Genomic DNA, 20,882 nt, shown 5'->3' on the forward strand with positions numbered 1-20,882 from the left:
GATCGGACCGGAGTCTGTCCGGCCCTAACTGCGGTACGGGTTGTAGCCGCCGTAGTCGAGGTACTGCGGCGGCGCCCACACCCGGCCCGTCGCCCGCGCCGCGTACGTGAGCGCGGGGGAGGCGACCGCCCGGCGCTGCCAGAGGTGGTGCAGGAGCTCCTCCTCCCGGGCCGGGAAATCGGGTCCGGCCGTGCCGCGCCGGGCCCGGTCCCGGAGGAACGCGAGGGTCGTCGCGAAGGACTCGTACTCGCCGACGGCCCGCGCCGCCGGAGGGCCGTACGTCCGGGCGGCGAAGGCGCGGGCCACCTGGCGAGCGCGCATCGAGGAGAGGGCGAGCGGCTCGGCGGGGGAGAGCCAGCCGGCCGCCGCGTACGCCGGGAGCTCACCGGATATCGTGCGCAGCTCGCGCTGCCGGCTCCATATGGCGAGCCAGGTCAGCAGGGCGAAGGCGGGGACCATGAAGCAGCCGTACACCGCGTAGAAGGCCAGGGGGCCGCCGAAGGTGGCGGCGCCGTTCCAGGCGGCGTGCATGCCCATGGCGAGGAGTAGCCCGGCGATCGGCAGCAGCACCCGGCGGAGCCGCTTCCCGCGCGGCGCGAGCGCGGCGAAGCCGAAGCCGATGCCGGTGAGCACGGTGAAGAGCGGATGCGCGAACGGCGACATCACGACCCGTACGAAGAAGGTCGCGGCGGTCACCGAGCCGATGCCGGTGGAGCCGAACTGCTGGTCCTCCCCGAAGGCGTTGCCGAGGTAGAGGATGTTCTCGGTGAAGGCGAAGCCGGTCGCCGTGAACCCGGCGGCGACGACCCCGTCGACGAGTCCGCCGAAGTGCCGCCGGCGGAAGAGGAAGAGCAGCAGGATCGCGGCGGCCTTCGCGGTCTCCTCCACGACCGGCGCGATCACGGTGGCGCCGAGGGTGTCCGCCGAGTCGGGGTCGGCGGTGGCCGTCGCGATCCAGCGGACCGCGAAGGAGTTCGCCAGGATCGCGACGAGCGCGGCGGCGAAGGCCCCCCACGCGAAGGCGAAGAGCAGGTTCTTCCAGGGGCCCGGCTCGACCCGGTCGAGCCAGCGGAACGCGGCCATGAGCAGCGGTACGGGAAGCACCGCGAGGCCCAGGCCGACGAGGAAGCCCTGCGTGCCGGTCTGCTCGCGGACCAGCGCCAGGATGACCAGGGCGCAGAGCGCGAGCAGGGTGATCACGGCGACGGCCCGGACCAGTCGGCTGCGCCAGAAGGCGCGGCGGGGCCGGTAGCGCCACTGGGACCGGTCGGCGGCGACCGCGAAGGCCGGCTCTTCGGTGTCCCGGTGCGGGACGGGAGCGGGGTTCGACACGTCAGCGACCCTAACGACCCGCACCGACACCGGGCGAAGGAGTTCCGTACTCCGTGTCACTTCCGCCGGAAGAGGAGGTCGTGCACGACGTGTCCCTTGTCCAGGCCCTGCCCCTCGAAGCGGGTGACGGGCCGGAAGTCCGGGCGGGGCGCGAAGCCGCCGTCCTCGCGGGTGTTCTCGAAGTCCGGGTGCGCGGAGAGGACCTCCAGCATCTGCTCGGCGTACGACTCCCAGTCGGTGGCGCAGTGCAGGACGCCGCCGGGCTTGAGCCGGGTCGCGAGCAGGCTGAGGAACTCGGGCTGGATCAGGCGCCGCTTGTGGTGGCGGGCCTTGGGCCAGGGGTCCGGGAAGTAGACGCGGCAGCCGTCGAGCGAGTCCTTGTCGAGCATCTCGCGGAGCAGGATGATCGCGTCGCCGTTGGCGACCCGGACGTTGGTCAGGCCGTTCCGGTCGGCGAGGCCGAGCAGATTGCCCTGGCCGGGGGTGTGGACGTCCACGGCGAGGATGCCGGTGCCGGGGTCGGCGGCGGCCATCTGCGCGGTCGCCTCGCCCATGCCGAAGCCGATCTCCAGGACGACCGGGAGCCCGTCGAACATCTCGCCCAGATCGAGGACCCGCTTGCCGTCGATGTCGAGGCCCCAGTCGGGCCACCGCTTCAGCATGGCCTCGGCCTGCCCGTACGTGACGCGGCTGCGGCGCGGCTGGAAGCTCCGGATCCGCCGCTCGTGATGAGCTCCGGCGGGATCGGGCAGGGGCCCCTCACCGGGGGCGAACATCCGACTGCCCCGCCGCGCGACGGGCTGGGCGGGGTCGGCGACGGGACGCGGGCTGTTCTCTGGCTGCTCAGACACAATGCCCCCGATTCTACGATCGCCCCGCAGATGGTGACGGCGGCGTGGAGCCGACAGCGGCCCCACACCCACCAGCTCGCGGAGCTACAGCCGCGCCAGCGCCCGCCGGGCCACCTCCCGGCCGATCGGCAGCGAGGCCGTCGCCGCCGGCGAGGGCGCGTTCAGCACGTGGACCGTCCGGGGCGCTTCCCGGATCAGGAAGTCGTCGACCAGCGTCCCGTCCCGCAGCACCGCCTGAGCCCGCACCCCGGGCGCCGCGCGCCGCAGGTCGGACTCCTCGACGACCGGCAGCAGTCTCCGTACGGCCTCGGTGAAGGCCCGCTTCGACAGCGAGCGCCGCAGCTCGCCCGCCCCGTACCGCCAGTGGTCGCGGGCGATGGCCCACGAGCCGGGCCAGGCCAGCGTGCCGGCCAGTTCGCGCGGGCGGACGACGGACCAGCCGTATCCCTCCCTGGCGAGCGCCGGCACCGCGTTCGGCCCGATGTGGACGCCGCCGTCGATGCCCCGGGTCAGATGCACCCCGAGGAAGGGGAACGCCGGGTCCGGCACCGGATAGACCAGGCCCCGCACGAGCGAGGGGTCCGCCAGCTCGTAGTACTCCCCACGGAAGGGGACGATCCGCATCCCCGGGTCGTCGCCCGCGAGCCGTGCGATCCGGTCGCAGTGCAGCCCCGCGCAGTTCACCAGGACCCGCGCCCGCACGATCCGGCCGTCCGCCGTGCGCACGGCGACGCCCCACGGGCGCCGGTCGATCACGGTGACCTCGGCCCCGTACAGGATCCGCGCCCCCGAGGCCTCCGCGAGGCGCCCGGCGACGGCCGTGTAGTCGCAGATGCCGGTCGTGCCGACGTGGATCGCGGCCAGCCCGCGCACCCGCGGCTCGTACTCGCTGATCTGCGCCGGGCCGAGCTCCCGCACCGGGATGCCGTTCTCCCTGCCGCGCTGCACGAGCGCGTGCAGCCGGGGCAGCTCCTCGCGCGAGGTGGCGACGACGAGCTTGCCCGTCACCTCGTACGGAATGTCCCACTCCGCACAGAACTTGACCATCTCGGCCGCGCCCTCGACCGCGAACCGCGCCTTGAGCGAGCCGGGCCGGTAGTAGATCCCGCTGTGGATCACCCCGCTGTTGCGCCCGGTCTGGTGCCGCGCGGGGGCATGCTCCTTCTCCAGGACCGTGACCCGGGTGCCGGGGGTCGCACGCGTCAGCGCGTACGCCGTCGACAGACCGACGATCCCGCCGCCGATCACCAGCACGTCACAGTCAAACACCAGCGCCACCTGTCACCTCCCACCCCGATAGTGCACTGGCCCACTGACAATCCCGCGAAACCTCGCGAGCCCTCACGAGACGCAGCTCACGTGGATCCGGGCGGGGCCGGACCTCACACCGGCGCCACGAGCAGCGGCCGGGCCCGCTCCCTCAGCTCCACGACACGCGGCTCGTCCCCGTACGGCTCCAGCCGGTGCAGCAGATCCCGTACGTACTCGGTCGTCCGCGCCGAGGAGATCCGGCCCGCCACCTCCACCGCGCGCGTGCCCGCCGCGCAGGCCGCGTCCAGATTGCCCGACTCCAGCTCGGCGACGGCCGAGACGACGAGCCGCAGCCCGTGCGAGCGGACGAACTCCTCGGTCGGCCGGGACAGCGCCTGCTCCGTGAAGCGGCGCACCTCGCGGGGCGCCTTCAGGTCCCGGTAGCACTCGGCCGCGTCGGCGCAGAACCGGTCGTACGAGTAGAAGCCCAGCCACGTCGGGTCGGCGTCGCCCGCCCGGGACCGCTCCAGCCACCCCTCGGCGGCCTTCAGCGCGGCCGCCGCGGCCGGTCCGTCGCCGGCCTTGGCGTGCGCGCGGGCCTCGACGAGCCGGAAGAAGGACATGGTGCGGGCGGTGGCGAGCCCCCGGTTCCGTTCGAGTGCGGCCTGGGCGAGGTCGACGCCCTCGTCGGCGAAGCCCCGGTAGGTGGCCTGGAGGGACATGGAGGCGAGGACGTAGCCGCCGAGCGGCACGTCGGCGGCGGCGCGGGCGAGCCGCAGGGCCTGGATGTAGTAGCGCTGGGCGGCCTCCTGCTGGCCGGTGTCGAAGGCCATCCAGCCGGCCAGGCGCGTGAGCTCGGCGGTCGCCCCGAAGAGGGCGCGGCCGACCTCGTCCGAGTACGAGCCGAGCAGCAGCGGCGCCGCGTCCACGCGTAAGCACTCGGGGACCATCGACGAACGCCAGTCCCCGCCGCCGTACTTGGAGTCCCAGCGGCGCGCGTCCTCGGCGGCCTCGCGGAGCTTGGCGACGTCGCTGTGGCCCACGCGCGCGTGCTCCGCGGCGACCGCGGCGGCGGAGCCCGGGTCCTGCCCGCCGGGGCCGGAGCGGGGCGCCTCGCGCTCCACCGACGGGTCGGCGGGGGTTATCAGCCAGCGGGAGGCGGGCGTCGCGTAGGCGCTCACGGCGAAGGAACCGGCCAGCGACTGCCAGATGCCACCACCGCCGGCCCGCCGGCCGGCGAGATCCAGCCGGTACAGGTCGGTGGCCGAGCGGACCGCCTCGCCCACGTCGCGCGGGAAGGCGAGCCCCACCTCGGGCGCCGGGTCGGCGTCCGCGAGCCCGATCTCGTGCAGCGGCACGGGCCGGCCGAGCTTCTGGCCGATCGCGGCGGCGATCAGGTGCGGGGCGGCGCCCTGCGGCACCATGCCCTTCGACACCCACCGGGCGACCGACGTCTTGTCGTAACGAAGCGTCAGTCCCCGCTGCGATCCGAGGTCGTTGACGCGCCGGGCGAGCCCGGCGTTGCTGATTCCCGCGAGGGCGAGAACCGTGCCGAGCTTTTCGTTCGGCCCGCGTTGCTCCCTGGACATGACGCCACCCCTCGACAACCCAGACGGCCGCCACGACGCCGGGCATAGGCGTGCGGCATTCGTAAACACAGCGTAGTTCGCCGCATCCCTACCGTTAAGGGGCGGTGTTCCGTATGGCGAGATTGTTGTGTGACCGGTCGGAGGAAGGGGCCGCCGGCCCGCCCCGTGCTCCCGCCGTGTGGCCGTGCGCCCAGGCGTGCGCTCTCGTCCGGCCGGCGGGGGGAGCGCTTCCATGGATGGTGCGTGGGTCGGCCCGCTCGGCCGGGAACGGTGTCCCGGACCAGTGGGCTGGGGGAAAACCGCCGCCCCATTCCCCGCGGGCGGCGGACGGCACCGGGAGGCGGGAGCGCCTCCCGGGCTGCCGGTGACGCATGAGGGCGTGGGTGAGCCGGCGGATGCCCGGACGCCTCTCCGACCCTCCGGGGAGGGTCGATATTTGGCCGAATGACGCCGGTACCCAACTGGCCCATGCCAGGGGCGCATTCGGCTTTCGCGCGCGTGCACCCGGACTCCGCCCCGTGCGCCGTTGTCGTGGCAGCATGTCTCCCACCGAAACGGATGTGGAGGCGCCGATGCGATGGCTGGTGGGCTGGAGCAGTGTCGCCGCGAGCTTCGCAACGACCGGGGGGCCCCGAGCGGGAGCGGTGCACGGCGGCTACGACTCCACCGCGGGCCACGACTCCTACGGCTCGGGCACGAACTACAACTCCCACGGCTCCGGCGCGCACTACGGCTCCGGCGCGGCGGCCGAGGGGCGCACGGTGCAGCCCGTCGGCGCGCAACTCCTCTGGGGCGACCCCGATCCGCTGTGGGCGGTCGGCGACTGGCGCCCCGACGAGGTGCGCGTGGTGGCCGTCGACGACCACACCCGCCTCGCCGTGCTCGGCTGCTGCGCCGCCACCGACGAGGAACTGCGGGTCGGCCTGCTCACCGCGCGCGGGGGCGCACTGCGGCATCTGACGGCGTGGCCCGGCAGTTACACCGTCGTCGTCAAGGCCGGCCGCCGCGTCACCGTCACCGGTGATCTCGCGGGCGCCCGGCCGGTGTTCCACACCCCGTGGGCCGGCGGCACCGCCTTCGCGACCGCCGCCCTGCCGCTCGCCGACCTCGTCGAGGCCCAGCTCGACATCGGCCACCTGGGCGCCCTGCTCGCCTGCCCCGAGACCCCGGAGGCGCTCCGCGACTCCACCCCGTACGAAGGGGTGCGGCGGGTGCCGCCCGGCCACGCGCTGATCCTGCGGGAGGGCTCGCGGGAGATCGCCGGGTACGAGACGGTCGCCTCGCTCGCGGTCGCGGCGCCCGAGTCCGACGCCCGGCAGGCCGTCGAAGGGGTACGGGACGCCCTGGTCGAGGCCGTACGCGCCCGGCTCACCGCGCCCCGGCACGCGCCCGAGGCCCCGCTGCCCGACCCGGGCCCCGTCCCCGGGATGGGGCCCGCCGACCGGCGCGCGGCCCGCGGCGGCGGCCCGGCGCCCGGCATCGGCGCCGACCTGTCCGGCGGCAGCGCCTCCGGCACGCTCGCCCTCCTCGCGGCGGGGCTGCCGGGGCGGCCGGGCACGATCCTCGGCCACGGGACGGGCGCGGGGGAGCGGCTGCTCGCGGTCACCTTCAACGACCTGGCGACCCGGGCGGGCGCGGACCGCGAGGACGAGCTGAAGCGGGCCGGGGAGATCGCGGCCGACCCGCGCCTGCACCACGTGGTCGTCGCGGCCGGCGAGGAGGCCCTGCCGTACGCGGCCCTGGACGGCCCGCTCACCGACGAACCGGGACCCGCGCTGGTCACGGCGGAGCGCCACCGCAGGCGCCTCGCGGGCGGCAGCGCCGACCACTTCACGGGGATGGGCGCCAAGCAGGTCCTCGACGCGCACCCGGCGCGCCTCGCCGACCTCCTGATGGACCGCAGGCGCCGCTCCCTGGTGCGCCCGGTGGCGGCGCTCGCCAAGGCGTCGGGCGCGTCGGCGGGCGCGCTCCTGGTGCCGCTGACCGTCTACAGGGCGGCGCGGAAGCTGGCCCGTACCCCGTACCGCACCGGTCTGGAGGCGGCGGCCCGCCGTGTCCAGGAGGCGAACCGCACGCCCCCCGACGGCTTCGGCCCCCTGGAGGCCTCGCTCTCCGCCCTCGCCTGGTCGCGGCCGGGGCCCGCGGCGCGCTGGATGACGGGGGAGGCGCTGGCTGAAGTATCGGTTCGCCTGAACCGGGCGGCGACCCTGCCGACCTCCGTCCAACGTCCCGGCGAAGCACGCGCCCGCGCCGCCCTCGCCCGTGCGGCGGCCGACCACCGGGTCCTGGAACAGGCCGCAGAGATCCGCGGCCAGCGCCTGCACGCCCCCTTCCTCGACAACCAGGTCGTACGGGCCTGCCGCGGCCTCCCCGAGTCGCTCAGGGTCCAGCCGGACGCCCGGGCGGGCATCCTGCGCACGGTCCTGGAAGGCGCCGGCGTCCACGACCTCCCCCCGGGCTGGGGCGCGCCCCACCCGGCGGTCCCGGCCGCCGCCACCCGCGCGGGCCTGCGCGCCGCGCTCCCCCACCTCCTGGCCCTCTTCGACGCCCCCCTCCTCGCCGACGCGGGCCTGATCGAGGCCCGCGTCGTCCGCGAGGCACTCCGCGCGGCGGCCGACGGCGCCCCGATCCCCCTCGACGGCCTCGCCGACCTGGTCTCCACCGAACTCTGGCTCCACCGCCTCCTCGCCCGCCGAGGCTCCTGCTGGACCAACACGACGGAACCCCGCGCCCACAGGGCGGTCCAGGGGCCGCTGATCCCGGCGTCGAGGTCACTGCCGGCGTGAGGGCGGGTGACGGCCTTCGGGTGAAACGTCACAGCACGCTCGTTCGAGTGAACGCGTTCGGGACCCCGCCGCCATGCCCGGCCTAAGCTGAGAGCGTCGCACCGAGCGAAGGAGGTCCGTCATGGTTATGCCGGTTCCGGAGGACGTGTTCTCCGAAGGGCTGCCCGACCATGAGGGTGCGAGTGTGCAGGAGACCTTCGAGCTGTTCAGTGCGCTGGCCCCCAAGGGCTGGCGTGTGGAGCTGATCGAAGGGGAGATCTACGTGGTGCCTCCGGCCAATGGCGAGCACGAGGAGATTGTCTCGGAGCTGAGCGGACAGGTCCGCGACCACGACAAGGGGCTCGGTCGTTACACGGGAATCGGCCTCAGCCTGCCGGGGGCCACCGACACGGTGCGCGTCATCCCCGACCTCGTCATCGCTCCCAAAGGCAGCTTCGATGATCAGCAGGAGTGGCACGCTCCTGACCCCGTCCTCCTCGTCGCCGAGATCACCTTCTCTTCCACTGCACGCCGTGACCGCGTCCAGAAGATCCGGGCCTACGCCCGCGCCGGGATTCCCGTCTACCTGCTCATCGACCGTGAGGCCGGCGAGGCCGTCGTCTGCTCCGAGCCCGTCGGGGACGACTACGCCCACAAGTTCATCCACAAGCTGGGGACGCTCGTCCCGCTCCGCGCCCTGCGCGGACTCGTACTGGACACCGGCGCCTTCTGAGGTCCCACCCGGGTAAACCCCGAGGCGCCCCCGCACGCCACCGGACACAATGAGCCGGTGCGGTATCTCATCCTCGGCACCACCGAGGCCCTCGACCCCCGCGGCAACCCCCTCCCCCTCGGCGGCGCCAGGCTGCGCGCGCTCCTCGCCGCGCTCGCGCTGCGCGGCGGGCGGGCCGCCTCCACCACCGAGCTCGCCGACGACGTGTACGGGGACGACCCGCCGCAGGACGCGCCCGCCGCCCTCCAGGCCCTCGTCGGCCGCCTCCGCAGGGTCCTCGGCGCGGAGGCCGTCGCCTCGACCCCCGGCCCCGGCTACCGGCTCGTCGCCGGTCCCGACGACATCGACCTGTACGTCTTCGAGCGCGGCGTCCGGGACGCGGGCGCCCGCCTCGACGCCGACGACCCCGAGACCGCCGCCGCCCTCCTCCGCGACGCCCTCGCCCTCTTCCGCGGCCCCGCCCTCGCCGACCTCCCCGAACCGGCGGGCGTCCGGCCCGAGGCCCAGCGGCTCGCGGCCCTCCGCCGCCGCGTCGAGGCCGACCTGCGCCGGGGCGCCACCGACGGACTCGTACCGGAGCTGACCGGGCTCACCACCACGTACCCGTACGACGAGGCCTTCCACGCCCACCTCATCCGCGCCCTGCGGGCCGAGGGCCGGCACGCCGACGCCCTCGCCGCGTACGAGACGGCCCGCCGCACCCTCGCGGACGCCCTCGGCGCCGACCCCGGCCCCGAACTCACCGCCCTCCACCACGAACTCCTCGCGTACGAGCCCGAGCCCGAGTCCCCGACCGGTCCCGAGAGGGACTCCGCCCCCGGCAACATCCGCCCCCGCCTCACCTCCTTCGTCGGACGCGAGCCCGAGATCGCCGCGCTCCAGGGCGACCTGACCCGCTCCCGCCTCGTGACCCTCACCGGGCCCGGCGGCTCCGGAAAGACCCGGCTCGCCGAGGTGGCCGCCGTGCGCGCCGTCGGCCCCGCCGCCTGGATCGCCGAGCTCGCCCCGCTCGACGACCCCGACGCGCTCCCCGGCGCCGTCCTCTCCGCGCTCCGCCTCCGCGAGATCAACCTGATCACCCGCGACGGCCTGCCCCTCCAGGACGACCCGACCGCCCACCTCGTCGAGCACCTCGCCCGCCGCCCCTTCCTCCTCGTCCTCGACAACTGCGAGCACGTCATCGACGCGGCCGCCGCCCTCGCCGAGACCCTCCTCACCCACTGCCCGCAGCTCCGCATCCTCGCCACCAGCCGCGAACCCCTCGGCGTCCCCGGCGAATCGGTCCGCCCCGTCGAGCCCCTGCCGCCCGACCCGGCCCACCGCCTCTTCGCCGAGCGCGCCCGCGCCGTCCGCCCCTCCTTCGACCCCGCGAAGGACGCCGGCACCGTCGACGAGATCTGCCGCCGCCTCGACGGCCTGCCGCTCGCCATCGAGCTGGCCGCCGCCCGCCTCCGCCTGCTCACCCCGCGCCAGATCGCCGACCGCCTCGACGACCGCTTCCGGCTCCTCACCTCCGGCTCCCGCACGGTCCTGCCCCGCCAGCAGACCCTCCGCGCGGTCGTCGACTGGTCCTGGGACCTGCTCGAACCCGCCGAGCGCACCCTGCTCCGCCAGGTCTCCGTCTTCGCCGGCGGCTGGGACCTCGCCGCCGCCGAGGCGCTGGCCCCCGGAGCAGCCGACACCCTCGGCGCGCTCGTCGACAAGTCGCTCGTCGTGGCCACGCCCACCGAGGGCGGCGAGATGCGCTACCGCCTCCTGGAGACCATCCACGAGTACGCAGCCGAGCGCGCCGCCGAGACCCCCGCGCTCCTCGCCGCCACCGGCGCCGCCCACACCGCCCACTTCACGGCCCTCGCCGAGGAGGCCGAGCCCAAGCTGCGGTCCGGGGAGCAGCTCCCCTGGATCGAACGGATCGAGCGGGACCTCGACAACATCCGCGCCGCGCTCCACCGGGTCCTCCTCACCGCCCCCGACGAGGCCGCCGCCCACCGCCTCGTCTTCGCCATGGGCTGGTTCTGGTGGCTGCGCAACTACCGCCCCGAGGGCCTGACGTGGGTCGAGCGCGCGCTCGTCCTCGGCGAGGACCCCGACGACCCGGCCGACCGCCGGTACTGGCCGCGCATGCACCTGCGCATGCTCCATTTCTTCCTCGCCGTCGAGAACCACACGGCCGCCCAGTTCCGCGACGACCCCGAAACCGTCGCCCAGGTCGCCCGCGTGCGCGCCGCGTTCGGCACCGAGCCCGGCCCCGAGGCCGCCCGCTTCCCCGGCCTGCTCTGGCCGTTCACGGCGTACCTCACCGAGGAACCGCTGCACATCCGGACCCTGCTCGACGCCTCCGTCGCCAACTGCCGCCGCCACGGCGGCGACTGGGAGATCGGCGTCAGCCTGATGTTCCGTACGCACCTGGTCGTCGACATGCCCGGCGGCCTGGCCGACGGCATGTCCGGGGTCGACGAGGACCTCGCCGAGCTGCGCGCCCTCACCCGCCGGGTCGGCGACCGCTGGATGGGGGCGCAGATCGCGAGCGCCGCGGCCGAGGCCAACATGATGCGCGGCCGCTACGAGGAGGCCGGGGAGGCGTACGAGGAGGCCCTCGGCCTGGCCCGTGAGGTCGGCGCCCACGCCGAGACCCCGTTCCTCATCGCCCGCCTCGCCGAACTCTCCTACCGCGCCGGTGACATGGAGGCGGCCCAGAAGGGACTCGTCGAGGCCTCACGGGAGGCCGAGCGCTACCACGTACGGGACACCCTGACGTTCGTGTGCTTCCTGGGCGCCGCCATCGCCTTCCACCTCGGCGACGTCCCGACGGCCCGCGCCCGGCTGGAGGAGGCGGGCAGCCTGGTCGACCTCGGCCCCGCACCGCCGCACTTCTCGGCCGTCGTGACCGGTCTCGCCGCCCGCGTCGAGGCCTACGAGGGCGGGGGCGCCGCCGCCGTGGCCAACGCCGCCGGGGCGCTGCGCGCCGCGCGGGACGCCCAGTGCGCGGACCTCATCGTGGCGGCGCTCGCCGAGGGCCTCGCGGTCACCCTGGCGGAGGCGGCCGAGCCGGCCCTCGCGGTGACGGTCCTGGCCGCCGTCGACTCCTGGCGCGGCGGGCTGCCCCGCTCGGTCCCGGAGCTGCGGGAGACCGAGAAGGTGACGGCGCGGTCGCTCGCCGTCCTCGGCGCGTCCGGCCTCGCCGCCGCCCGCGCCACCGGCAGGGGCCTCGGCTTCGACGACCTCCTGTCGCTCGTCGACGCCTACCTCGGTACGCGCCCGGAGGAGCCCGAGGAGCCCGAGGAGCCGGAGGAGCCCGAGGAGCAGGGGCGGGTCAGGAGCAGCTGATCCGGGACTGCGCCCAGTCGGCGACCGCGGCCCGGCCGAAGGGCGTGTGCTCCTCGACGACGAGCCGGAGCGTGGAGCGGCCCGCGATGTCGACGTGCACGGGGAGCGGCGGGTCGCCCGCCCGGACCACGTCGGAGCGCCAGAGCCGCTCGCCGTCCCCGTAGACGGAGAAGCGGACGCCGCCCTGCCCGAAGAGGGCGCTGATGTCGTCGATGCCGACGACCGCGTCGTAGCTCGTGCACTGCCGGTTGAGGTTGATGAGCAGCGAGGACGGCGCGTGGACGCTGACCCCGTGGGCGTACGGGGTGTCGCTGATCGAGAGGCTGTTCCGCTGCCACATCCAGCTGCTGTCGGAGAGGGACACCTCGGGCTTGGTGCCGTCACCGAAGATCCCGTACTCCAGCTCGTCCACCTGGTAGACGGTGGGCGGCGCGGGCGGCGGCTGCGGAGTGGTCTTCTCGGCGCTGGGCGTGGGCGTGGGCGGGGGAGTCGGCGTGGGCGTCGGGGTCGGCGTCGGCGTGGGACTCGGCGGAGGAGTCGGCTCGGCCGTCGTCGGCGTGGGGGTAGGCGTCGGCGTCGGCTCCGGGGAGGGCTTTTCCGGGCTCGGCGTGGGAGTCGGGGGCGGGGTCGGAGTCGGGGTCGGCGTGGGCTTCGGCGGATCCGACGCTACGGGCGGAGGCGGCGGTACGGGCGTCGGCTTCGCCGGGGGAGCGGGCTCCGGCGGCACGACGGGGGTGACGACCGGCTGCGGGGCCTTGGGCGCGGCGACGGGCTGCGGGTCCCCGGCCATGGCCCAGACGAGCCCGGCGGCCGCGGCGACGGCCAGACCGGCCGCGATGCCGGCCTTCGCGGGCATGCCGAGCCCCTCGGCGGCGGCACCGCCCGAGCTCGCGCCGCCTGCGGAGCCTCCGGACGCGCCGGAGGCGGCGGCCGCCGCGCCCGCACCGGCGGCGCCGACGGCACCGCCCGCGACGACACCGGCGGCCTTGAGCGAGTACCCGGCGGCGAACCAGCCGATGACGGCGATCGGCAGCAGCGCCGGGATCCCGGCGTTGACGTGGGCGAGTTCACCGGCGGCGAGCCGGCACTTGGCGCACTCCTCCAGGTGCTTGCGCAGCCCGCGCTCGGCCCGCATCCGCAGCCCGCCGCGCGCGTAGGCGCCGAGCCGGTCCGCGTACCGGGCGCAGTCGCCGCCCGAGGTGAGGGCCTGGCTGACGTGGGCCTGGAGATAGGCCTGCTTGAGGCCCTCGCGGGCCCGGCTGGCGAGTACGGCCGTGGCGTTGGCGGTCAGACCGAAGAGCGGGGCGACGTCGCTCGGCGACTCCTCCTCGACGGTGGTGTGCCACAGCACGGCCTGCCAGCGCTCGGGCAGCGAGCGGAAGGCCTGCATGGCGAGCGACTGCTCGGCCTCGTGCATGGCCCGTACGTCGGCGCCGAGGTCCATCGTGTCCTGGTCGGAGACCTCGGAGGAGCGCGAGGCCTCCGCCGCGAACACGGCGAAGTCGTCGACGAGGTGCTCCCGCTTCTGCGTCCTGGCCCAGTTCGCCGCGACCCGCCGGACGGTGGTCATGAGGTAGGCGCGTACGGCCTGTTCGGGCCCGGCCCCGCCGCGTACCGCCTGGAGCGTGCGGGCGAAGACCTCGGCGGTGAGGTCGTCGGCGGTGTGCGCGTCACGGCAGCAGGTCCGCGCGTACCGCCGGACGGCGTCGGAGTGGCGCCGGAACAGCTCCTCGTACGCGGAGTCGTCGCCGTCCCGCATGAGCTGGACGAGTTCGGCGTCGGAGGGCGGCAGTTCGACGGCCGGCGGCAGGACGCCCTCGGCCTCGTCCCCGAGCCCGTACCCGTCCTGGTCGGCCCCGGCGGCGATCCCGGCCCCGGCGCCCGACGCGGCCCCCGTCTTGCCCTCGCGCTGCTGCGGGACGCTCGCCTCTACGGTCCCGGACGTACTCGAAGGCGCGCTCGGCGCCCCGCTCGTGGATCCGCCGGAGAGACTGCCCGGTCCGCCCTGGCTCGGCACCTGCCGGGGAGGCAGGCCTCCGGTCTCCGCGCCGCCGCTGCTGCCCAGCGGATCGTCCCGACCGTCACCGCTCATCGCGGAAGCCCCCGTACGCACGCCCAGACCCGAACACCGGCCAAGCCTGCCACAGAGCGCGGGCACGCCGAAGCGCCGCGTCCACTTACCACTCGTCCGGGGCGACTTCCTGTATCCGGGCGTAACCGCTCACACGTTCGTGCGATGCTCATTGGTCCGCCCGGACCACACGAAGGTCACCCCGCAAAGGCCACCCCGCAAAGGTCACCAGGAAAAGGCCGCCACGGAACGGCCACCCGAAAAGGCCATTCCCGACACAGGCCGCCTACCGAGAGCGCAGACCCTCAAGCAGGATGTCGAGGAGCCGCGTCGAGGCCGCCGCCTGCTGCGCCGCGTCCGGCAGGGCCGGCGCCGCGGTGGCGATGACGAGAAGCACGTCGGCCACGGTCACATCGGCCCGCAGCTCACCCGCCTCACGCGCCCGGTCGACGAGCCGGCCGACGACGTCGAGCAGCTCCGCCGCCCCCGCGTCGTCCCGCTCGTCGGCCGGCACCGCGCGCGGCGCGACCACGCGGGCGTCGGGATCGGCGACACCCCGCTGGTACGGCACCCGGGCCGCGTCCTCACCCGACCCGGAACCGGAAGCGAAACCGGAACCCGACTCGGCACCGACCGGCCCCGCAGGGTCGTCCACGCCCACCCGCAGCACCTGTGGCGGCAGCAGCCGCCCGGCACCCGAGGCCACCGAGGTCCGCAGGAACCGGGAGAGCGCCGACCACGGCTCGTCCTCCTGGCCCAGCGCGGCCCGCGCCTGCTCGGTCAGCCGGGAGGTCTCCTCCTCGGCTATCCGCCGCACCAGCACGTCCTTGCTGGGGAAGCGCCGGTAGACGGTGCCGACACCGACGCGGGCGCGGCGCGCCACGTCCTCCATCGGCGCCCCGTACCCGAGCTCGCCGAAGACCTCGCGCGCGGCGCGCAGCACGTGCTCCAGATTGCGCTGGGCGTCCACCCGCAGCGGCGCGGACCTGCCGCCCGCCAGCGGGGACAGCGCCCCGGCACCCTGGCCGTCGTCGGCGGTCGCCGTCCCGACGACCGACTGCCACCGTGAATCCTGAATCTGCATAAGCGTTCCCCCGCTCATGATGTCTCCCCCCGGAGACTCCCCGCCCTGACACGAGGCTTCCGGCCCGTGAGCGCTTCGGTCCACGCGCTCCCGTCCCACACCCCGATGAAGTACGAACATAGTTGAGTCCGGGTCAATTCAGAAGGGGGAGTTCCGTACGGTGCGCCCCCCGATCGGAGCAAGGACCGGAAGACTCCCGATTCCGACCCCATGACCCACCCGTCACGCCTACCGTGACCTGCACCGTTCGCCCCGTACCCCGCTCGCGCGCCACCCCGCGCCTCCGTACCCTTCCGGTCACACAATTTGTCGAGCCTGTGGACAAACAACGGACGGCGTTGCGTCATGGGACAGTGACCGAACCTGCGCGCATTCTCGTGGTCGGCGGTGGCTACGTCGGCATGTACACAGCGCTGCGCCTCCAGCGGCAGCTCAGGACCGAGCTGAGAGCCGGCACGGTCGAGATCGTGGTGGTCACCCCCGATCCGTACATGACGTACCAGCCGTTCCTGCCCGAGGCCGCGGCCGGCTCGATCTCCCCGCGCCACGTCGTCGTCCCCCTCCGCCGGGTCCTCGACCGCTGCCGGATCCTCATCGGCGAGGTCGGCTCGATCGACCACGCCAAGCGGACGGCGTTCCTTTCCACCCTCGCCACCGAGGAGGAGGGCACCGGCGGCATCGAGCTCACCTACGACGAGCTGGTGCTCGCCCCCGGCTCCGTCTCCCGCACCCTCCCGGTCCCCGGCCTCGCCGACCACGGCATCGGCTTCAAGACCGTCGAGGAGGCCATCGGCCTGCGCAACCACGTCATCGAACAGATGGACATCGCCTCCTCCACCCGCGACCCCGCCATCCGCGACGCCGCCCTCACCTTCGTCTTCGTCGGCGGCGGCTACGCGGGCGTGGAGGCCCTCGGCGAGCTGGAGGACATGGCCCGCTACACCGCGCGGTACTACCACAACGTCAAGCCCGAGGACCTGAGGTGGGTCCTCGTCGAGGCCTCGGACCGGATCCTTCCCGAGGTGGGCGAGACGATGGGGAAGTACGCCATCCGCGAGCTCCGCGGCCGCAACATCGACGTCCGCCTGGAGACCCGCATCGAATCCTGCGAGGACCGGGTCGCCGTCCTCAGCGACGGCACCCGACTGCCCACCCGGACCGTCGTCTGGACCGCCGGCGTCAAGCCCGCCCCCGTCCTCGCCGCCACCGACCTGCCCCTGAACGAACGAGGCCGGCTCCGCTGCACCGCCCACCTCGCCGTCGAAGGCGTCGAGCACGCCTGGGCGGCGGGCGACGCGGCCGCCGTCCCCGACATCGCCTCCGGAGAACCCGGCAAGGAATGCGCCCCCAACGCCCAGCACGCCGTCCGCCAGGCCAAGGTCCTCGCCGAGAACATCGCCGCCTCCCTGGCCGGCCGCCCGCTCACGGAGTACGCGCACGCGTACGTGGGGTCCGTCGCCTCCCTCGGCCTCCACAAGGGAGTGGCCCACGTCTACGGACGTAAACTCAAGGGCTACCCGGCCTGGCTCATGCACCGCGCCTACCACCTCAGCCGGGTCCCCACCTTCAACCGCAAGGCCCGCGTCCTCGCCGAATGGACCCTTTCCGGCCTGTTCAAGCGGGAAATCGTCTCTCTCGGCTCGCTGGAACACCCGCGCGCCGAATTCGAACTCGCCGCCGCACCGCCACCCGACCACGGCGACAAGCCGTCGTCCTGACATCACTGTCAGTGCACTCGTCCACACTGGACGTGTGACCATAGGTGGGCTCACACCTGCACAGCGTGACTCTGCACGGCACCGACACCACGAGGCATACAGATCCGTGAACTTCACCCGTTGGAGCGCCCGGCTCCCCGGCACGCAGCGCCGAGCGGCGCGGGGGACCGAAGGCTCCGTGCCCGCCGCCCGCGGTGAGTACGGGCAGCAGCTGGAGCACCCCGGCAGCGAGACCGCCGATGCCGACGTCGCCGCCGCCCCCGCCCTGGAGGACTTCTCCGTACGGGAGCTCCTCGGCCGTCTCCCGGGCCTGGTCGCCCTCGTGTACGGCCCCGACCACCGCATCGCGTACGTCAACGACGCCTACGCCGCCGCCTTCGGCCCCCGCCCCGCGGGAGCCACCGTCGCCGACACCTGCCCCGAGGCCGAGGACCTCGGCCTGCTGCCCCTCATGGACCAGGTCCTGCGCAGCGGCAAGCCCCGCACGGTCAAGTCCCGCCGCACCCAGGACGGCGGCTCGTACACGGTCACGTGCCTGCCCGTGGACAGCCCCCACATCGACGGCGGAGTCCTCGTCCACGCCACCGACGTCACCGACCACGCCGAGGCCGCCGAGCGGCTCCGCGCCAGCGAGCGCCGGCACCGGGAGACCGCCGTCACCCTCCAGCGCTCCCTGCTCCCGCAGGAGCTGGAGCAGCCCGACGACCTGCGGATCGCCGCCACCTACCAGCCCGGCGGCACGGACGCGGCCGTCGGCGGCGACTGGTACGACGTGATCACCCTCGGCGCCGGCCGCACCGCGCTCGTCATCGGCGACGTGATGGGCCGCGGCGTGCGCGCCGCCGCCGTCATGGGCCAGCTCCGCACCGCCGTCCGGGCCTACGCCCGCCTGGACCTGCCCCCGCACGAGGTGCTCCAGCTCCTCGACGGCCTGGCCGCCGAGATCGACGCCAGCCAGATCGCCACCTGCGTCTACGCGATCCACGACCCCAGCGAGGGCAAGCTCGTGTACGCCTCCGCCGGCCACCTCCCGATCCTCGTGCGGGACGAGGACGGCACCGTGCGCCGCGCCGAAGACCCCACAGGCCCGCCCCTCGGCACCGGCGGCTGGCTGCACGCCTCGGGCTCCATCGCCCTGCCGCCCGGCTCCACGGCCGTCCTCTACACCGACGGTCTGGTCGAGCGCCGTCGCGAGGACATCGACGAGGGCGTCGCCGCCCTGGCCCGCGCCCTCTCCGGCGCGAGCGGCACCCCGCAGGTGGTCTGCGACCGGCTGCTCCGCGCGCTGGGCGTCACCGCCGAGCACGACGACGACGTGGCCGTCCTCGTCGTCCAGCACCCCGCCCGCCAGGGCTCGGACGCGGAGCTCTTCCACAACGCCGCCCTGGAGCTGCTCGGCGGGGTGGAGGCCGCGCCCCGCGCGCGTGCCTTCGCCTCCGGCGTCCTGTCGAGCTGGCGCTTCCCGGTCGAGCTGCGCGACCTGGGCGTCCTCGCCACCAGCGAGCTCGTGGCGAACTCCCTCCAGCACGGCACCCCGCCGATGCGGCTGCGCCTCCGCCGTACGGACCGGCGTCTGATCATCGAGGTGACGGACGGGGACGACCACCTGCCCCGCCGCCGCCGGGCGGAAACAGAGGACGAGGCGGGTCGCGGTATCTCGATCATCGCGACGATCGCCTCGTCCTGGGGTAGCCGCCGCACACCGGGCGGCGGCAAAGCGGTCTGGTGCGAGTTCGCCCTCCCGAACAAGCCCGCGAAGAGCCGACCCGCAGAGAACTAGCCCGCACAGAACCAGCCCGCACAGAGCCAGTCCACTGAAGACCTAGGCCGCGGCCTCGACCTTCTGCCCGGGCTGGTGCCGCGCCACGACCTTCGACGGCTTGGCGGCGGCGAGCGACGGCTGGTTCTGCTCGGGGGTGAGCTGCCGGCCCAGCCGGACCGCGAGGAACGTGATGCCGAGCGAGAAGAGCACGAAGGTCACGATGTACGGACCGTGCAGCGCGGCCCCCATGGGCCCGCCCACGGCCGGACCGACGGCCAGCGCGAGCTGCTTGACCAGCGCGAAGGCCGAGTTGTACTGCCCGACCATCGACTCCGGCGCCAGATCGGCCACCAGCGGCGCCACGGTCGGCGACAGCATCGCCTCACCGAGCCCGAAGAGCGCGTACGTGGAGATGAACGCCGCGGTCGCCATGGTCTGGCTGCCGTGCCCGAGGCCCGCGTACCCGGCGATCAGCCACGCCACGGTCCAGATGAGACCGACGGCCGCGATCACCCGGGTCCGCTTCCGGCGCTCGACGAACTTCAGCACCAGGAACTGGGCGGCCACGATGACCGCCGTGTTGGCGGCCAGCGCCATCCCGAGCGTCGACGGCTCGATCCCGGCGGCCTCCGTGCCGTAGGCGGCGAGACCCGACTCGAACTGTCCGTAGCAGGCGAAGAAGAGGACGAAGCCGAGGACGCACAGCTGCACCATCGCCTTGTGCCCGAGCAGCGCGCGCACGCCGCCGCCCTTGCCGCCCTCGGAGGGACGCGTGCCCCGCAGCGCGGGGGAGCCCGGCATCCGCACGGTCCCGACGACCGCGCCGAGCACCAGGAACATCGCCGCCTCGATCGAGAACAGCAGGATGAAGCTCCCCGGCCGGCTCGTGTCGACCAGCAGGCCGCCGATCAGACCACCGACGCCGAGGCCGAGGTTCTGCAGGAAGAACTGCATGGCGAAGGCCCGGGTCCGGCCCACCGGCGTCGAGCACCAGACGATCATCGTGGCGAGCGCCGGCTGGAGCACCGCCGTACCCGCACCGAGCAGCGCCGCGGCCCCCACGGCCGCCGGCACGCTCGACGCGAAGCCCATGCCCACCGCACCCACGGCGGCCACGACCGAGGCCACGAGGAGCACGGGCACCGGCCCGCGCCGGTCGATGGCCCGCCCGCTGAAGGGCAGCACCACGAGCGCGGCCATGGCGAAGACGGCGAGAACGATGCCCGCGGTCGCCGCGCCCAGATCCCGCACCTGAGCGACGTACACATAGAGGTACGGCACGGTGAAGCCGAGTCCGAACGCGCTCAGCGCGCTGCCTGCCTGAATACGGCGCATCGCAGCGCCCCTCGCCTTGGTCACACTCACCCACTTCGGTCGCAGGTTCAGAGGTGTAGCTCTGAACCTTGAAGACTTAACCTCTAAAGTTAACGTCTTAACAGTACACACCGAAGGACTTCAATGCCAACGGGGTACGTGGGATACTCGCCGCATGTCCGACACCCCCGAGCGCCCCGGCCCGCAGGCCCCGCAGGAGCCGAGCCTCGACGAGCAGATCGCGGCCTACCAGCGCGAGTACCGCGACCTCGACCCCCAGGTAGAGAAGGTCGTCTCCGCCCTCGGCCGGCTGAACCGCCGGATGAACGTGGCGTACGGCCGCCAGCTCGCCGACCTCGGCATCAGCAACGCCGAGTGGGAGGTCCTCAAGACCCTCGTCCTCGCCGGAGCGCCGTACCGACTCGGCCCGGGCGAGCTCGCGAAGCGACTGGGCCTCACCCCGGCCGCGATGACCCACCGCATCGACCGCATGGCGGGCGAAGGCCTGGTCACCCGCGACCGCGACGAGAACAACCGGGTCCGCGTGATCGTCGAGCTGACGGACGAGGGCCGCTCGAAGTGGCTGGAGGCCATGCGCATGGCCACGGACTTCGAGGAGGAGCTCCTCCAGGACCTCACGACGGACGAGAGGGGAGTCCTCGGCGAGGTCCTCATCCGTCTCCTGCGCCGCGTCGAGCTCACCCAGCCGGACGCCGGCGGCCGCCTCACTGACCTGGACTGACCCCACCACCACGGCCACCCGGCAGGGGGTTGACACGCCCCCTCCGGATCCGTAATGTTCTCCGAGTTGTCACGGAGCCGGAACGGTTCTTCGACGGCCACTTACGCCGCAGATGCGGCACCTCTACTCAGCACGATCTCCCCACCGGGATGAATTTCGGCATGCCGAAATTCAATTCGAAAACTCGATTATGAGTTGACGGGGAGAATCCGCTAGAGTTTGAGACGTCGGAACGGCCCAACAGTCGGAAAGACAAACCCCGCTGACTGGGGATCAGACGCCGAAAGGATCTGATAGAGTCGGAACCGCCGGAAGGGCCCGGAGCGAAAGCGAACGGGACCGG

The 20,882-nt window shown here is 74.0% G+C and carries 13 protein-coding genes; 6 read left to right on the top strand and 7 right to left on the bottom strand.

Features of this window, described 5'->3' with window-relative positions:
* Positions 1 to 24 precede the first annotated feature (24 nt).
* From ASC82_RS29045 to ASC82_RS29060, 4 genes are all read right to left on the bottom strand, one after another.
* Positions 25 to 1,332 carry a PrsW family intramembrane metalloprotease gene (locus ASC82_RS29045; RefSeq protein ID WP_107105992.1) on the bottom strand — a complete coding sequence of 436 codons (1,308 nt, stop codon included), beginning with the start codon at positions 1,330 to 1,332 and terminating at the stop codon, positions 25 to 27.
* A 56-nt stretch (positions 1,333 to 1,388) separates the two neighbouring features.
* Complete coding sequence (trmB, locus tag ASC82_RS29050) at positions 1,389 to 2,108, bottom strand: tRNA (guanosine(46)-N7)-methyltransferase TrmB (protein WP_242427823.1); 720 nt, start codon at positions 2,106 to 2,108, stop codon at positions 1,389 to 1,391.
* A 159-nt stretch (positions 2,109 to 2,267) separates the two neighbouring features.
* Positions 2,268 to 3,452 (bottom strand): L-2-hydroxyglutarate oxidase, encoded by a 1,185-nt coding sequence (gene lhgO, locus ASC82_RS29055; RefSeq protein ID WP_056654424.1) that lies wholly within the window; start codon positions 3,450 to 3,452, stop codon positions 2,268 to 2,270.
* Between the two features lie 113 nt (positions 3,453 to 3,565).
* Positions 3,566 to 5,023 (bottom strand): hypothetical protein, encoded by a 1,458-nt coding sequence (locus tag ASC82_RS29060; RefSeq protein ID WP_056654176.1) that lies wholly within the window; start codon positions 5,021 to 5,023, stop codon positions 3,566 to 3,568.
* A gap of 572 nt (positions 5,024 to 5,595) precedes the next feature.
* Here ASC82_RS29060 and ASC82_RS29065 point away from each other — a divergent pair.
* From ASC82_RS29065 to ASC82_RS29075, 3 genes are all read left to right on the top strand, one after another.
* Positions 5,596 to 7,809: an asparagine synthase-related protein gene (locus tag ASC82_RS29065; RefSeq protein WP_079039538.1), complete on the top strand. Its 2,214-nt coding sequence runs from the start codon at positions 5,596 to 5,598 to the stop codon at positions 7,807 to 7,809.
* Positions 7,810 to 7,930: 121 nt separating this feature from the next.
* Positions 7,931 to 8,521, top strand: coding sequence for a Uma2 family endonuclease (locus tag ASC82_RS29070; protein ID WP_056654179.1), 591 nt, complete (start codon positions 7,931 to 7,933; stop codon positions 8,519 to 8,521).
* Between the two features lie 57 nt (positions 8,522 to 8,578).
* Entirely contained in the window at positions 8,579 to 11,848 is a 3,270-nt protein-coding gene (locus ASC82_RS29075) for a BTAD domain-containing putative transcriptional regulator (protein ID WP_079039539.1), read from the top strand.
* On the opposite strand, the gene ASC82_RS29080 is transcribed toward ASC82_RS29075, so the two are convergent.
* Both ASC82_RS29080 and ASC82_RS29085 read right to left on the bottom strand, forming a co-directional pair.
* Positions 11,835 to 13,940: a sigma-70 family RNA polymerase sigma factor gene (locus tag ASC82_RS29080; RefSeq protein WP_056654183.1), complete on the bottom strand. Its 2,106-nt coding sequence runs from the start codon at positions 13,938 to 13,940 to the stop codon at positions 11,835 to 11,837. The genes ASC82_RS29075 and ASC82_RS29080 overlap by 14 nt on opposite strands.
* A 265-nt stretch (positions 13,941 to 14,205) precedes the next feature.
* On the bottom strand, positions 14,206 to 15,003 hold the full coding sequence (locus ASC82_RS29085; protein WP_056654189.1) for a helix-turn-helix domain-containing protein: 798 nt from the start codon (positions 15,001 to 15,003) through the stop codon (positions 14,206 to 14,208).
* Positions 15,004 to 15,356: 353 nt separating this feature from the next.
* Between ASC82_RS29085 and ASC82_RS29090 the strand changes: the two genes are divergently transcribed.
* Complete coding sequence (locus ASC82_RS29090) at positions 15,357 to 16,721, top strand: NAD(P)/FAD-dependent oxidoreductase (RefSeq protein ID WP_056654191.1); 1,365 nt, start codon at positions 15,357 to 15,359, stop codon at positions 16,719 to 16,721.
* Between the two features lie 106 nt (positions 16,722 to 16,827).
* Complete coding sequence (locus ASC82_RS29095; protein WP_056654193.1) at positions 16,828 to 18,501, top strand: SpoIIE family protein phosphatase; 1,674 nt, start codon at positions 16,828 to 16,830, stop codon at positions 18,499 to 18,501.
* Between the two features lie 42 nt (positions 18,502 to 18,543).
* On the opposite strand, the gene ASC82_RS29100 is transcribed toward ASC82_RS29095, so the two are convergent.
* A complete protein-coding gene (locus ASC82_RS29100; protein WP_199862625.1) occupies positions 18,544 to 19,818 on the bottom strand; it encodes an MFS transporter in 1,275 nt (424 codons plus the stop codon).
* A gap of 154 nt (positions 19,819 to 19,972) precedes the next feature.
* On the opposite strand from ASC82_RS29100, the gene ASC82_RS29105 reads away from it, so the two are divergent.
* On the top strand, positions 19,973 to 20,539 hold the full coding sequence (locus tag ASC82_RS29105) for a MarR family transcriptional regulator (RefSeq protein WP_056654199.1): 567 nt from the start codon (positions 19,973 to 19,975) through the stop codon (positions 20,537 to 20,539).
* Positions 20,540 to 20,882: the final 343 nt, after the last annotated feature.

It is taken from the genome of Streptomyces sp. Root431 (assembly GCF_001426585.1).
Classification (GTDB): domain Bacteria; phylum Actinomycetota; class Actinomycetes; order Streptomycetales; family Streptomycetaceae; genus Streptomyces; species Streptomyces stackebrandtii.

Bases quoted from the DNA above. Each gene is read 5' to 3' on its own strand.
- ASC82_RS29065 (WP_079039538.1), top strand. From the start codon at position 5,596: ATGCGATGGCTGGTGGGCTGGAGCAGTGTCGCCGCGAGCTTCGCAACG.
- ASC82_RS29105 (WP_056654199.1), top strand. From the start codon at position 19,973: ATGTCCGACACCCCCGAGCGCCCCGGCCCGCAGGCCCCGCAGGAGCCG.
- trmB (WP_242427823.1), bottom strand. From the start codon at position 2,108: ATGTTCGCCCCCGGTGAGGGGCCCCTGCCCGATCCCGCCGGAGCTCAT.
- ASC82_RS29080 (WP_056654183.1), bottom strand. From the start codon at position 13,940: ATGAGCGGTGACGGTCGGGACGATCCGCTGGGCAGCAGCGGCGGCGCG.
- ASC82_RS29100 (WP_199862625.1), bottom strand. From the start codon at position 19,818: ATGCGCCGTATTCAGGCAGGCAGCGCGCTGAGCGCGTTCGGACTCGGC.
- ASC82_RS29085 (WP_056654189.1), bottom strand. From the start codon at position 15,003: ATGCAGATTCAGGATTCACGGTGGCAGTCGGTCGTCGGGACGGCGACC.
- ASC82_RS29070 (WP_056654179.1), top strand. From the start codon at position 7,931: ATGGTTATGCCGGTTCCGGAGGACGTGTTCTCCGAAGGGCTGCCCGAC.
- ASC82_RS29060 (WP_056654176.1), bottom strand. From the start codon at position 5,023: ATGTCCAGGGAGCAACGCGGGCCGAACGAAAAGCTCGGCACGGTTCTC.